The organism is Variovorax sp. Soil_C_26 (assembly GCF_057657075.1).
Genome location: NZ_JBDGJC010000001.1, coordinates 1,010,990 through 1,024,554 on the forward strand (window position 1 = coordinate 1,010,990; position 13,565 = coordinate 1,024,554).

The 13,565-nt window shown below is 68.2% G+C and carries 13 protein-coding genes; 6 read left to right on the forward strand and 7 right to left on the reverse strand.

Features of this window, described 5'->3' with window-relative positions:
* Positions 1 to 129: 129 nt before the first annotated feature.
* The 6 genes from AC3A6G_RS04870 (at position 130) to AC3A6G_RS04895 (ending at position 6,989) form a co-directional block, all read left to right on the forward strand.
* Positions 130 to 1,515: a leucyl aminopeptidase family protein gene (locus tag AC3A6G_RS04870; protein ID WP_487873193.1), complete on the forward strand. Its 1,386-nt coding sequence runs from the start codon at positions 130 to 132 to the stop codon at positions 1,513 to 1,515.
* Between the two features lie 159 nt (positions 1,516 to 1,674).
* The gene (locus AC3A6G_RS04875) at positions 1,675 to 3,273 is read left to right on the forward strand and encodes an ABC transporter substrate-binding protein (RefSeq protein WP_487873194.1); all 1,599 of its coding nucleotides are present in this window, start codon (positions 1,675 to 1,677) and stop codon (positions 3,271 to 3,273) included.
* A gap of 38 nt (positions 3,274 to 3,311) precedes the next feature.
* Positions 3,312 to 4,361, forward strand: coding sequence for an ABC transporter permease (locus tag AC3A6G_RS04880; protein ID WP_487873195.1), 1,050 nt, complete (start codon positions 3,312 to 3,314; stop codon positions 4,359 to 4,361).
* Positions 4,358 to 5,299 carry a nickel transporter permease gene (gene nikC / locus AC3A6G_RS04885; RefSeq protein ID WP_487873196.1) on the forward strand — a complete coding sequence of 314 codons (942 nt, stop codon included), beginning with the start codon at positions 4,358 to 4,360 and terminating at the stop codon, positions 5,297 to 5,299. The genes AC3A6G_RS04880 and nikC overlap by 4 nt, the downstream gene beginning before the upstream one ends.
* On the forward strand, positions 5,296 to 6,156 hold the full coding sequence (locus AC3A6G_RS04890; protein ID WP_487865404.1) for an ABC transporter ATP-binding protein: 861 nt from the start codon (positions 5,296 to 5,298) through the stop codon (positions 6,154 to 6,156). The genes nikC and AC3A6G_RS04890 overlap by 4 nt, the downstream gene beginning before the upstream one ends.
* Positions 6,157 to 6,197: 41 nt before the next feature.
* On the forward strand, positions 6,198 to 6,989 hold the full coding sequence (locus tag AC3A6G_RS04895; protein WP_487873260.1) for an ABC transporter ATP-binding protein: 792 nt from the start codon (positions 6,198 to 6,200) through the stop codon (positions 6,987 to 6,989).
* Here AC3A6G_RS04895 and AC3A6G_RS04900 read toward each other — a convergent pair.
* The 7 genes from AC3A6G_RS04900 to AC3A6G_RS04930 are packed head-to-tail and all read right to left on the reverse strand — an operon-like array spanning position 6,905 to position 13,550.
* Complete coding sequence (locus tag AC3A6G_RS04900; RefSeq protein ID WP_487873197.1) at positions 6,905 to 7,807, reverse strand: formate dehydrogenase accessory sulfurtransferase FdhD; 903 nt, start codon at positions 7,805 to 7,807, stop codon at positions 6,905 to 6,907. The genes AC3A6G_RS04895 and AC3A6G_RS04900 overlap by 85 nt on opposite strands.
* Positions 7,804 to 8,223 (reverse strand): hypothetical protein, encoded by a 420-nt coding sequence (locus AC3A6G_RS04905; RefSeq protein ID WP_487873198.1) that lies wholly within the window; start codon positions 8,221 to 8,223, stop codon positions 7,804 to 7,806. The genes AC3A6G_RS04900 and AC3A6G_RS04905 overlap by 4 nt, the downstream gene beginning before the upstream one ends.
* Positions 8,220 to 9,422 carry a formate dehydrogenase subunit gamma gene (locus AC3A6G_RS04910; RefSeq protein ID WP_487858504.1) on the reverse strand — a complete coding sequence of 401 codons (1,203 nt, stop codon included), beginning with the start codon at positions 9,420 to 9,422 and terminating at the stop codon, positions 8,220 to 8,222. The genes AC3A6G_RS04905 and AC3A6G_RS04910 overlap by 4 nt, the downstream gene beginning before the upstream one ends.
* 11 nt (positions 9,423 to 9,433) lie before the next feature.
* Complete coding sequence (locus AC3A6G_RS04915; RefSeq protein WP_487858505.1) at positions 9,434 to 9,691, reverse strand: hypothetical protein; 258 nt, start codon at positions 9,689 to 9,691, stop codon at positions 9,434 to 9,436.
* Entirely contained in the window at positions 9,688 to 10,311 is a 624-nt protein-coding gene (gene fdh3B, locus AC3A6G_RS04920) for a formate dehydrogenase FDH3 subunit beta (RefSeq protein ID WP_487858506.1), read from the reverse strand. Before fdh3B ends, AC3A6G_RS04915 begins: the two co-directional genes overlap by 4 nt.
* A gap of 9 nt (positions 10,312 to 10,320) precedes the next feature.
* On the reverse strand, positions 10,321 to 13,305 hold the full coding sequence (locus AC3A6G_RS04925) for a formate dehydrogenase subunit alpha (RefSeq protein ID WP_487858507.1): 2,985 nt from the start codon (positions 13,303 to 13,305) through the stop codon (positions 10,321 to 10,323).
* Positions 13,306 to 13,319: 14 nt separating this feature from the next.
* Positions 13,320 to 13,550 (reverse strand): formate dehydrogenase, encoded by a 231-nt coding sequence (locus tag AC3A6G_RS04930; protein WP_487873199.1) that lies wholly within the window; start codon positions 13,548 to 13,550, stop codon positions 13,320 to 13,322.
* Positions 13,551 to 13,565 lie beyond the last annotated feature (15 nt).

The window sequence follows — 13,565 nt, forward strand, 5'->3', positions numbered from 1 at the left end:
GAGACGATAGCCGACGCGGGGGCGCCCGCCGCGTTCTGGGGACTTGCCCTCGGCGCGCCCGAATTAGGATCGGGCCGTGAAGCGTGCACAGACAACGCATGCCGCATACAAGGAAAGGGAGTTCATTCGATGTCGATTCAATTCAAGAAACCGGGCGCGGGCGCCGTGCCCATCCACGTCGTCGACCGCGCCGGCCTCGCCGCGGCGATGCAGCGCACCGACGAGGGCGCGCGCCGCTGGCTGGCCGTCCAGGGGTTCGAGGGCAAGGCCCACAGCGTCGTGCTGGTGCCCGATGCCCGTTCGGGCATCGGCAGTGTCTGGGCCGGCGTGGCGGCGCTCGACCATCCGCATGCGCTGGCCGCATTGCCGCGCAGCCTGCCGCCCGGGAACTACCGGCTCGGCGACCAGGGCCAGGCGCTGGACCCGCAGGCCGCGGCACTGTCCTGGCGCCTGGGCGCCTACCATTTCGACCGCTACAAGACCCAGGCAGCGCCGCCGGGTCCCACGCTGCAGCTGGCGCCCAGCGCCGCGGGCCGGCGCGGCGCACGCCTGGCCGACGCGTTCTGCCTGGTGCGCGACCTGGTCAACACGCCGGCCGAAGACCTGGGTCCGGCCGAACTTGGCGAAGCCGTGCGCACGCTGGCGCAGGCGCACGGCGGGCGCTGCCGCCAGATCGTCGGCGACGGGCTGCTGCGTGCGGGCTTTCCGACGGTCCATGCGGTGGGCCGGGCCTCCACGCGCGCGCCGCGCCTGATCGAGATGACCTGGGGCCCGCCACGCGCGCGTGCGCTCACGATCGTGGGCAAGGGCGTGTGCTTCGACACCGGCGGGCTGGACCTGAAGAGCGCCGACGGCATGCGCATGATGAAGAAGGACATGGGCGGCGCCGCCCACGCGCTGGCGCTGGCGCAGCTGGTGATGGCGATGGAACTGCCGGTGCGCTTGCGGCTTTTGATTCCGGCCGTGGACAACGCGGTCGCCGGCAACGCCATGCGCCCGGGCGACGTGATCCGCACGCGCACCGGACGCACGGTGGAAGTGGGCAACACCGACGCCGAGGGCCGCCTCGTGCTGTGCGATGCGCTGGCCTACGGCGCCGAGCACCGGCCCGAACTCATGATCGATCTGGCGACCCTGACCGGCGCCGCCCGCGTGGCGCTGGGTCCGCGGCTGCCCGGCCTGTACTGCCGCGACATGGCGCTCGCGCGCCAGCTCGTGGACCTGGGCCTGTCGCTGCACGATCCGCTGTGGCACCTGCCGCTGTGGCAGGACTATCACGGCTACCTCGACAGCGACGTGGCCGATGTCGCCAACGTGGGGCGCGGCCCGTTCGCGGGTTCGATCCTCGCGGCGCTGTTCCTCGGCGACTTCGTGAGCCCCGGCATTGAGTGGCTGCACCTCGACATCTATGCGTGGAATGAACTGAAGCGACCGGGATGTCCGGTCGGTGGCGAGGCCCAAGGGCTCATGACGCTGCTGGCCTATCTGGAGCAGCGTTTTCGACCTGGCGCATGACTGAACCCGTTGTTTAGAGACTCTGAAGGATTCACCGGGTGCAATTGAACTTTCGTTCTCATTTTTTCCCCTAGCATGGCCGAACGGAACCGAAATGCCGTTGGCCATGCAAGCGGTGTTTCGGCACATGTCAGTCCGTTGAAACCATCAGGGAGACTTATGAGCCGTTCGTTCGCACGCAATGCCGTGGCCGCAGGCCTGGCCGGATTTTTCGCCATGCAGGCGCCCGCGCTGGCCGCCACGCCCAAGGACACGCTCGTGGTGGCCTGGGCACTGGACCAGATCATCACGATGGACCCGGGCGAGACCTTCGAGGTCACGGCCGGCGAGTTCAGCGGCAATGGCTACGACCGGCTGGTGCGGACCCAGCCCGGCGACCTGTCGTCGCTCAGGGGCGATGCGGCCAAGTCGTGGAGCATCAGCGACGACGGCAAGACCTATTCGTTCGAGCTGAAGCCGAATCTCAAGTTCGCCTCGGGCAACCCCATGACGGCGGAAGACGTGGTGTTCTCGCTGCAGCGTGCCGTGCTGATGGACAAGTCGCCCGCCTTCATCCTGCGCCAGTTCGGCCTGACCAAGGACACGGTGCGCGACAAGATCCGCCAGACCGGCCCGCTCACGCTGACCATGGAGGTCGACAAGGCCTACGCGCCCACGCTGGTGCTGAACTGCCTCACCTCCAACGTCGCCGCGATCGTCGACAAGAAGCTGGTGCTGGCGCACGAGAAGGACGGCGACCTCGGCAACGGGTGGCTGCGCACCAACTTCGCCGGCTCGGGCCCGTACAAGCTGCGCGACTACCGGCCCAACGAGATCGCCGTGTTCGAGCGCAACGAGCACTACACGCTCGGCCCCAAGGCCAAGCTCGCGCGCGTGATCTACCGCCACGTGAAGGAGCCCGCCACGCAGCGCCTGCTGCTCGAGAAGGGCGACGTGGACATCGCGCGCAACCTCCAGCCGCAGGACCTGGAGGCCGTCGCCGCCGACAAGCGCCTGAAGACCACGTCCACGCCGCGCGGCACGGTGGTGTACATCGGCCTGAACCAGAAGAACCCGAACCTGGCCAAGCCCGAGGTGCGCGAGGCGCTGAAATGGCTGGTGGACTACGACAGCATCGGCAAGGTGCTGCTCAAGGACATCGGCGTGATCCACCAGAACTTCCTGCCGGTGGGCCTGCTCGGCGCCAGCACCGAGAAGCCCTACAAGTTCGACGTCGAAAAGGCCAAGGCGCTGCTGCAGAAGGCCGGCCTGGCCGACGGCTTCAAGGTGACCATCGACATGCGCACCACGCAGCCGATCCAGGGCATCACCGAGAACTTCCAGCAGACCGCCAAGCGCGCCGGCATCGACATCGAGGTGATCCCGGGCGACGGCAAGCAGACCATGACCAAGTACCGTGCGCGCCAGCACGACATGTACATCGGCGCATGGGGCGCGGACTATTGGGACCCGCACACCAATGCCAGCACCTTCGCCCGCAATCCCGACAACTCCGACGATGCCAAGGTCAAGCCGCTCGCATGGCGCAACGCCTGGGACATTCCCGAGCTGACGCAGCAGGCCGAAGCCGCGGCGCTGGAGCGCGATCCCGAGAAGCGCAAGGCCATCTACGAGAAGCTCCAGGCCGAGGTGCGCGCCCGCAGTCCCTACGTCATCCTCTACCAGCAGATCGACACCGCGGGCCTGCGCAGCAACGTGCAGGGCTATCGGTTGGGCGAGACCTCCGGCCTGACCCGGCTGTCGCTGGTCAGCAAGTGACCTGAGCCGCGCGACCTGCACGACACGGGGGTACCTTCGTGAGCAACACCACCGATTCCACGGCGGTCCGGCTGCGCGGCCGCGCGGCGGCGGTGCTGCGCTTCGCCGCCGTGGTCCTGGTCACCTACCTCGGCCTGCTGGCCGTGACCTTCTTCATCGGCCGGGTGATCCCGGTCGATCCGGTGCTGGCACTGGTCGGCGACCAGGCGCCGGATGACGTGATCGAGCGCACCCGCGAGGAGCTCGGCCTCAACAAGCCGCTCATCGAGCAGTTCGTCGTCTACCTGGGCAAGGCCGTGCAGGGCGACTTCGGCACCTCCATACTCACCTCCAACCCGGTGTTGACCGACATCGCGCAGACCTTTCCGGCCACCATCGAACTCGCCACGCTGGGCATCCTGATCGGTGCCGGCATCGGCATCCCGATCGGCGTGTGGGCGGCGGTGCGGCAAGGCGGCGTGGTCGACCATGTGGTGCGCGTGGTCGGACTGGTCGGCTACTCGGTGCCGATCTTCTGGCTCGGCTTGATGGCGTTGGTGCTGTTCTATGCCAAGCTCGACTGGGTCCCCGGGCCCGGGCGAATCGACGTGATCTACCAGTATTCGATCACGCCGCAAAGCGGCTTCCTGCTGCTGGACACCGCGCGCCAGGGCGAGTGGGAGGCGTTCCGCAACGCGCTCTCGCACCTGGTGCTGCCGGCCTCGCTGCTGGGCTATTTCTCGCTGGCCTATATCAGCCGCATGACACGCTCGTTCATGCTCGCCGAACTGGCGCAGGAGTACGTGGTGGCCGCGCGTGCCAAGGGCCTGAGCGAGACGCGCATCATCTGGCGCCATGCGCTGCGCAATGCGATGGTGCCGCTGGTCACGGTGGTCACGCTGTCATACGCCGGCCTGCTCGAAGGCTCGGTGCTGACCGAGACCGTGTTCGCGTGGCCGGGCCTGGGCCTGTACATCACGAATTCGCTGCAGAACGCGGACATGAACGCGGTGCTGGGCGGCACGCTGGTGGTCGGCTCGGTGTTCATCGGCCTGAACCTTCTGTCAGACCTGCTGTACCGCCAGCTCGATCCACGGACGCGACGATGAAACCATCTTCTTCCGCACCGGCGCCATCGGGCCGCGCCGCCCGCCTGCACGACTGGCTGATGTCCGACCGGCCGCAGTCGCGCCGGCAGGCCGGACTGGGGCGCGCCTATGGCGCATGGCGCATCTTTGCGCGCAACCGGCTGGCGATGACCGGCCTGGCGATCGTGCTCGCACTGATCGCCGTGGCGGTGCTGGCCGATTGGCTGGCGCCCTATTCGCCCTACATCGGCGACCTGCAGACGCAGCGCCTGCTGCCGCCTTCGGCCGCGCACTGGCTCGGCACCGACGGCCAGGGCCGGGACATCCTCTCGCGCATCATCCATGGCTCGCGCATCACGCTGTACGTGGTGGTGCTGGTGGCGGTGCTGGCCGCTCCCATCGGCCTGGTGGTGGGCACGGCGGCGGGTTATGCGGGCGGTTGGCTGGACGTGGTGCTGATGCGCATCACCGACATCTTCCTGGCTTTCCCGCGCCTGATCCTGGCGCTGGCCTTCGTGGCCGCGCTCGGCCCCGGCATCGAGAACGCCGTGATCGCGATCGCCCTCACATCGTGGCCTCCCTATGCGCGCATCGCGCGTGCCGAAACGCTGACCATCCGCCAGGCCGACTACATCAGTGCCGTGCGGTTGATTGGCGCAACGCCGCAGCGCATCGTGCTGCGCCACGTGCTGCCGCTGTGCCTGCCCTCGGTGATCGTGCGCGTGACGCTGGACATGGCCGGCATCATCCTGGCTGCGGCCGGCCTCGGCTTTCTCGGCCTGGGAGCGCAGCCGCCGATGCCCGAATGGGGCGCGCTGATTGCGGACGGCCGCCAGTTCGTGCTCGACCACTGGTGGGTGGCGGCAGCCCCGGGCGCAGCGATCTGCATCGTCAGCCTGGCCTTCAACCTGCTGGGCGACGGCCTGCGCGACGCGCTCGACCCAAAGGCCAACGCATGACCGGCTCCTCCATGAACCCATCGAATCCGGTGCTCGACGTGCAGGACCTGCGGGTCGCGTTTCCCGCGCGAGGCGGCGGCATGACCGAGGCCGTGCGCGGCGTCTCGTTCACGCTCGGGCGCGAGCGCCTGGGCATCGTCGGCGAATCGGGCTCGGGCAAATCGCAGACCGGCCGCGCCATCCTTGGCCTGACCGCGCCGGGCGGCCGGGTCGCGGCCGAGCGCCTGGCGTTTCGCGGCACGGACCTGCTGCGCTGCACGCCGCGCGAGCGCCGGGCGATGCGCGGCGGGCGCATCGGCATGGTGCTGCAGGACCCGAAGTTCTCGCTCAATCCGGTGATGACGATCGGTGCGCAGATCGTCGAGGCGCTGCGGGCGCACAAGCAGGTGTCGGCGAGCGAGGCGCGCGAGCGCGCGCTCGAAGCGCTGGCCGCGGTGCAGATCGACGATGCCGAACGCGTGTTCCGGCTCTATCCGCACGAGGTCTCCGGCGGCATGGGCCAGCGCGCGATGATCGCGATGATGCTGATCGCCGAGCCCGAGCTGCTGATCGCCGACGAACCGACCTCGGCCCTGGACGTGACGGTGCAGCTGCAGGTGCTCGCCATCCTGGACCGGCTGGTGTCCGAGCGCGGCATGGGGTTGATCTTCATCTCCCACGACCTGCGCCTGGTCTCCACGTTCTGCGACCGGGTCCTCGTGATGTATGCCGGCCGCGTGGTCGAGGAACTCCCCGCGGGCGGCATGGCCGAGGCCCGGCATCCCTACACGCGCGGTCTCCTCGAGTGCCTGCCGCAGCTCGGGGCCGACCGCCATCCGCTGCCGGTGCTCGACCGCCAGCCGGAGTGGGCACTGTGACGAACAGCCCGAACCTCCAAGCGGTGCCGCCGCGCCGGCAGATCGGCATTTCGGTCGACCGCCTGCACGTCGAGTTCGACGGCTTCGTCGCAGTGCACGACACCAGCTTCGTGGTGGCGCCCGGCGAGAGCTTCGGCATCGTCGGCGAATCGGGTTCCGGCAAGTCCACGGTGCTGCGCGCCATGTGCGGCCTGGCGCCGCGCACTTCGGGCACCGTGGCCCTCGTCGGTCCGGCAGGCAGCGCCGAGCCGTTGCCGGCGCCCGGCAGCAAGGCCTTTCGCCGCAGCGTGCAGATGGTGTTCCAGGACCCGTACGGATCACTGCACCCACGCCAGACCGTGGACCGGATCCTGGCCGAGCCGCTGGCGATCCACGGCATCGGCGATGCCGAGGCACGCATCGAGCGCGCGCTCGACGAGGTGGGACTGGGCAGCGGCTTCCGGTTTCGCTATCCGCACCAGCTCTCCGGCGGCCAGCGCCAGCGCATCGCGGTGGCGCGCGCGCTGACGCTGGAGCCCGAGGTGCTGCTGCTCGACGAACCCACCTCGGCGCTCGACGCCTCGGTGCAGGCCGAAGTGCTGAACCTGCTCGAAGCCCTGCGCGCGAAGCGTGGCCTGAGCTTCATCATGGTGAGCCACGACCTGGCGGTGGTCACGCACATGTGCGAGCGCCTGATGGTGATGCAGCGCGGCCGCACCGTCGAAATGCTCGCGGCCGAAGACCTGGCGGCCCACCGCGTGCGCGAGGACTACACGCGCGAGCTCATGGCGGCGTCGGCCGGATTCCGACGCGCGAGTTCCGGCTGCAGCACCAGCCGCTCCACGCCGGCGTAGCACACGAAGTGCCGGTTGGTCGCACGGCCGATCGCGCACAGGCCGACGCGCGTGGCCACCTCGTGGCCCATCTGCGTGATGCCGCTGCGCGAGACCACGATCGGCACGCCCATCTGCGCCGACTTGATGACCATCTCGCTCGTGAGTCGGCCGGTGGTGTAGAACACGCGGTCGCCCGCGAGCGCCCCCGGCGGCTGCATGGCGCACCAGCCCGCGATGGTGTCGATCGCGTTGTGGCGGCCCACGTCTTCCACGAAGCAGTGCATCGTGGCCCCGGCCGCGTCGGCGTCGAGCGTGAAGAGCGCGCAGCCATGCACGGAGCCCGCTGACTTGTAGGTGCTCTCCTGGAGCCGGATCGCATTGACCAGCGCATAGAGCTGCGCCTGCGTCATGCGCGTGGGCGGCAGCTGGAGCTTATCGATGTCGGCCATCAGGTCGCCGAACACGCTGCCCTGGCCGCAGCCGGTGGTCACCACCTTTTTCGCCGTGCGCTCCTCGATGCGGTCGATGCCGGTATGCGTGCGGACGGCGGCCGCGCCGACCTCCCAATCGACCGTGACCGACTCCACGTCGCCAGCCGATTCGATCAGGCGCTGGTTCAGCAGATAACCCAGCACGAGCAGCTCGGGCTGGGCGCCGAGCGTCATGAGCGTGACGAGTTCGCGCCGGTCGACATAGACCGTGAGGTCGCGCTCGGCGGGGATGGACACCGTGCCGCGCGCGCCATGCTCATCGACGACCTCGACCTCACGCGTCAGCGCGGCGCGGGCCTGGGTGAGACGCGGCAGCGGGGGCACCGGCGAAGCCGCTGCGCTCACTGCGCCTTCGTCGTGGGATTGGTGACCGCGGCCGGCTGCACGGTGCTGGGCGGCGAGGCAGCCGTGTCGGCCGGCGAATGCGCGCCCGAGACTTCGAGGGGCTTGGCTTCCTGCGGCGGCGCATAGGCGAACGCACCCGGGTCGGCGCAGGGCGGCAGCGCGGCGGGCGCGGCAGGCACGGTCTTGCCGGCCGTCGCCGCGCTCGCGCGGTACGCCGCCGCGACGCGGTCCTGGGCCAGGCAGAGCTTGTAGGAATCGACCTTGGCGCTCCAGGCGGTCTTGGCCGCGGCTTCGGCTGCCTTGGCCTTGGCTTCGGGCGTGTCCGGCGGCGCAGGCAGCTTGGCCCAGGCCAGCGGCGCGGCGAGCGCAAGCGCCAGCACGCAAAGATTCAAGGGCGAGAACTGCTTCTTCTTCATGAGGGCCTTCCTTCGGCGGGCTGCGGCGCCCGGACTGGGGCTGTGGTGGCGACCGTGCCGGAGGGCTGCGAACGCTGCCTCGGGATTTTGCCCGCCGCCACGTCGTCGTACCAGAGTTCGTGGTGCTCCTTGGCCCAGGTCTCGTCGACATAGCCGGTGCGCATGGCCTTGTAGGCGCCCTTCATGCCGAGTGTGCCGATGTAGATGTGGCCCATGATCACGGCCATCATCAGCATCGTCGCGACGCCATGGACCATGTGCGCCACCTGCATCTGGCCGCGCGTATAGACGAAGCCCGGCAACAGCTTGTCGAGGAACAGCCCCGAACCGATGATGAACAGGCCGAGGAACAGCACGCCGCCCCAGAACACGAGCTTCTCGCCGGCGTTGAAGCGGTGCGACGGCGCTTCCTTGCCGCCGAACAGGCCGCCGGCACTTTTCAGCCACTTCCAATCGACCGCGCGCGGCAGGTTGTCGCGGATGAAGGTGACGACCATGAACAGCGTGGTGACCACGAACAGCGGCCCGACGAAGTTGTGCACGTTCTTGAGCGCATAGGCGATCCATCCGAAGAGCGTGCTGCCCATCCACGGCATCAGGAAGAACTGGCCGAAGGCCATCACGATGCCCGAGAGCGCGAGGATCACGAAGGCGGTTGCGTTCGACCAGTGCGTGGCCCGCTCGAACGGCGTGAAGCGCTCGATGCGGCGGCCGGTTTCCTTGCCGTGCAGGCGGATCGGCCCCTTGGTGAAGTAATAGATCGCCAGCGCCAGCAGCGTCACGAACAGCAGCGCCGCGCCGTAAGGAATGATCCAGTCGTTGCGCACCTGCCGCCAGGCCTCGCCGGCGGTGGTGAGGCGCGAGCCCGGGTACTGCACCTGCGGCTGGATCAGGTTACCGGCCTCGGGCGCCTGGCTCGCCGGCAGGCTGCTGTAGCCCGTCACGCCCTGCCCGACCTGGCGCCACATCGGCGCGTTGTTGCCGGGCTGCACCTTCATGCGCTCGCCGTTGGTCTGGTTCGCGTAGTTGGGATCGGCGCTCGCTTCGGGCTTGACCTCGAAGATGTTCTGGCTGCGGATGCCGCCTGCGCCCGGCGCGGCCGGTGCGGAAGTGGTGCCCGGGGCCGCCGGCGGCTGGGCCTGCGCGAAGGCCGAACCCAGCGCGGCGAAAAGAACGAGAGCGGTCAGCGCTTGCTTCATGGGCTCTCCGATCAGTTTTCTTTGTTGTATTCGTTCTGCCCGTTTTGCGTGCGGGTCTTGAGCTGCTGCTGCCAGGCGGTCTTGTCGCCCACCTTCCAGTCCGGCGCGGTGAACACCGTGCCGGTGTTCTCCTGCGTGCCGGTGCCGCTCCAGGGCACGGCATCGTGCTTCACGCCCTGCGCATTGGTCTGCGGCTTTTCGCCGCAGCCTGCCAGGAACCCCGCGGCCAGTGCCACGGCCGCAGCGAACGCAAGGCCCTGCTGCTTCATTTCTGGCCTCCGTTGGCGGGCGGCGTGCCGGCCTGCTGCGAGCCGTAGGCGGTGCCCCAGCCCCAGACCTCGGCACCCTTGCCGCGCTGAACCACGCGGGTGCGGAAGATGTCGGCCACCACGTCGCCATCACCGGCCAAGAGCGCCTTGGTCGAGCACATCTCGGCGCAGGCCGGAAGCTTGCCTTCGGCAAGCCGGTTGCGGCCGTACTTCTCGAATTCGGCCTCGGAGCCGTTGGCTTCGGGACCGCCAGCGCAGAAGGTGCACTTGTCCATCTTGCCGCGCACGCCGAAGGTGCCCTGCGACGGGAACTGCGGCGCACCGAAGGGGCAGGCGTACGAGCAGTAGCCGCAGCCGATGCACACGTCCTTGTCGTGCAGCACCACGCCTTCGTCGGTGCGATAGAAGCACTGCACCGGGCACACCGCCATGCAGGGTGCGTCGGAGCAATGCATGCAGGCGACCGAGATCGACTTCTCGCCCGGGACGCCGTCGTTGAGCGTGACCACGCGGCGGCGGTTCACGCCCCAGGGCACCTCGTTCTCGTTCTTGCAGGCCGTGACGCAGCCGTTGCATTCGATGCAACGCTCGGCGTCGCAGACAAATTTCATTCGTGCCATGGTGCTTCCTTATGCCTTTTCCACGTTGCAGATCGTGGTCTTCGTCTCTTGCATCATGGTCACGCTGTCGTAACCGTAGGTCGTGGCGGTGTTGATCGCCTCGCCGCGCACCACCGGGGCGGCGCCCGTCGGGTAGTAGGCAATCATGTCGGCGCCCTGCCAGTGTCCCGAGAAGTGGAACGGCATGAACACGGTGTCGGGCCCGACGCGCTCGGTCACGAGCGCCTGCACGTTGAGCTTGGCGCCCGTGGGCGTGTGCACCCAGGCGCGCTCGCCGTTGCGGATGCCCTTCTCGGCCGCGACCTTCGGATTGATCTCGATGAACATCTCCTGCTGCAGCTCGGCCAGCCAGGGGTTCGAGCGCGTTTCCTCGCCGCCGCCCTCGTACTCGACCAGGCGACCCGAGGTCATGATGTACGGGAACTTCTCGGCCACCTTGTCGGCGATGTTCTTCTGCTGCACGGTCTTGTAGAGCGTAGGCAGACGCCAGAACGCCATCTTGTCGTCGTGCGTCGGGTACTTGGCCATCAGGTCGGGCCGCGTGCCGTAGAGCGGCTCTCGGTGCTGCGGGATCGCGTCGGGGAAGTTCCAGACCACCGCCCGCGCCTTGGCGTTGCCGAAGGGATGGCAGCCGTGGTTCTTCATGAACACGCGGATCATGCCGCCGGAGTTGTCGGTCTTCCAGTTCTTGCCCTCGGCCTTCTGCTTCTCGGGCTCGGAGAGTTCGTCCCACCAGCCGAGCTTCTTGAGCAGCACATGGTCGAGCTCGGGGTAACCGGTGGTGATGTCGGCGCCGAGCGAGTGCGAGCCGTCCTCGGCCAGCAGGTTCTGTCCGTCGCGCTCCACGCCGAAGTTCGCGCGGAAATTGCCGCCGCCGTCCATCACGTGCTTCGAGGTGTCGTACAGGTTGGCCGAGCCCGGGTGCTTGAGCTCGGGTGTGCCGAAGCAGGGCCACGGCAGGCCGAAGTAGTCGCCCGTGAGGTCGTAGCCGTTGACCTTGTCCTTCACGCCGCCCTTGGCCTTGAGCGTGCGCACGTCGAAGGCGCCCATGTTGCGCATGTGGGCCTGCAGCCGCTCCGGGCTCTGGCCCGTGTAGCCGATGGTCCACACGCACTTGTTGATCTCGCGCAGGATGTCGTCGGGAATGGGCTCGTCCATGCCCTTGACCTTCTGCATCTTGTAGTTCTTGCTGAGCTCCTTGCCGAAGCCCAGGCGGTCGGCGAACTGCTGCATGATCATGTGGTCGCTGCGGCTTTCCCACAGCGGCTCGATGACCTTTTCGCGCCACTGCAGCGAGCGGTTCGAGGCGGTGACGGAGCCGCTGGTCTCGAACTGGGTGCAAGCGGGCAGCAGGTAGACGGCGCGATTCGGATTCTGGTCTTCGGGCCGGCCGGGCATGGCCGCCATGGCGGCCGTCGCTGAAGGGTACGGGTCGACCACCACGAGCAGGTCGAGCTTGTCCATCGCGCGCTTCATCTCGAGGCCGCGGGTCTGCGAATTGGGGGCGTGGCCCCAATAGAACACGCCGCGCAGGTTCGAGTCCTGGTCGATGAGCTCGTTCTTCTCGAGCACACCGTCGATCCAGCGCGACACCGTGATGCCGGGCTTGCTCATCATCGCGGGCGACGAGAAGCGGCTCTTGATCCACTCGAAGTCGACGCCCCAAGCGGTGGCGAAATGCTTCCACGATCCTTCGACGATGCCGTAGTAGCCGGGCAGCGAATCGGGGTTCGGGCCCACGTCGGTGGCGCCCTGCACGTTGTCATGGCCGCGGAAGATGTTGGTGCCGCCACCCGACTTGCCGACGTTGCCGAGCGCGAGCTGCAGGATGCACGAGGCACGCACCATGGCGTTGCCGATCGTGTGCTGCGTCTGGCCCATGCACCAGACGATGGTGCCGGGGCGGTTCTCGTTGAGCCAGGTCGCGACCTTGAGCACCTGCGCCTCGGGGACGCCACAGGCCTCCTCGACCTTGTCGGGCGTCCATTTGGCGAGCACGTCCTCGCGCACCTTGTCCATGCCGAACACGCGGTCGTTGATGTAGCGCTTGTCTTCCCAGCCGTTCTTGAAGATGTGGTGCAGCAGGCCGAACAGGAACGGAATGTCCGAGCCCGAGCGGATGCGCACGTACTCGTCGGCCTTGGCCGCCGTGCGCGTGAAGCGCGGGTCGACCACGATCATCTTGCAGCCATGCTCCTTGGCATGGAGCATGTGCAGCATGCTGACCGGGTGCGCCTCGGCCGCGTTCGAGCCGATGTACAGCGCGACCTTGGCGTTGCGCATGTCGTTGTACGAATTGGTCATGGCGCCGTAGCCCCATGTGTTCGCGACGCCGGCCACGGTGGTCGAGTGGCAGATGCGCGCCTGGTGGTCGCAGTTGTTGCTGCCCCAGAAGCTCACGAACTTGCGCATCAGGTACGCCTGTTCGTTGCTGTGCTTGGACGAGCCGATCCAGTAGACCGAGTCGGGCCCGCTCGCCTGGCGAAGGTCCTTCAGCCGCGCGGTGATCTCGTCGAGCGCGGTGTCCCAGCTGATGCGCTCGTACTTGCCGTTGACCAGCTTCATCGGGTAGCGCAGCCGGTACTCGCCGTGGCCATGCTCGCGCAGGGCCGCGCCCTTGGCGCAGTGTGCGCCGAGGTTGAGCGGCGAGTCGAACACCGGCTCCTGGCGCACCCAGACGCCGTTCTCGACCACCGCGTCGGAGGCGCAGCCGACCGAGCAGTGCGAGCACACGGTGCGCTTGATCTCGACCTTGCCGGCGCCGATGGCCGTGGGCCGCGCCTCGCCAGCCGCCTCGGCCTTGCGCATCAGCGTGAGCTGGCCCGCGGCCAGGCCGACGCCAACACCGAGGCCCGAGCGCCGCAGGAACGCACGCCGGTCCATGGTCGGCAGCGCGCCCGACAGGCCGCGCTGGAGGCTGTGGATGAAAGCGGAAGACCCGCGTTCGCCTTGCCGCACGGAATGCGCAGCGTTCGTTTTCTTGGTCAGCAGCATCGTGGGTATCCGCTTCAGGCCGAAGCGGTCCTGTAGTAGTGCTTGACGTGTTCGCTGAGCGAATAGCCGCCGCCGTTTTCAGGCGCGGGCTTCAGCACCGGGGTGGCGGCCTCGAGGGCCGGGGGGGCCGGCGTGACCTTGGGCAGCACGGAAACCGCTGCAACCGCGGCGCCCGCACTGGCGGCACCTAGAAAGAAACCTCGACGCGAGGCCGGCTTGTTACCGACCGATTGGCTGTCCTGCATGTGATCTCCAGGAGT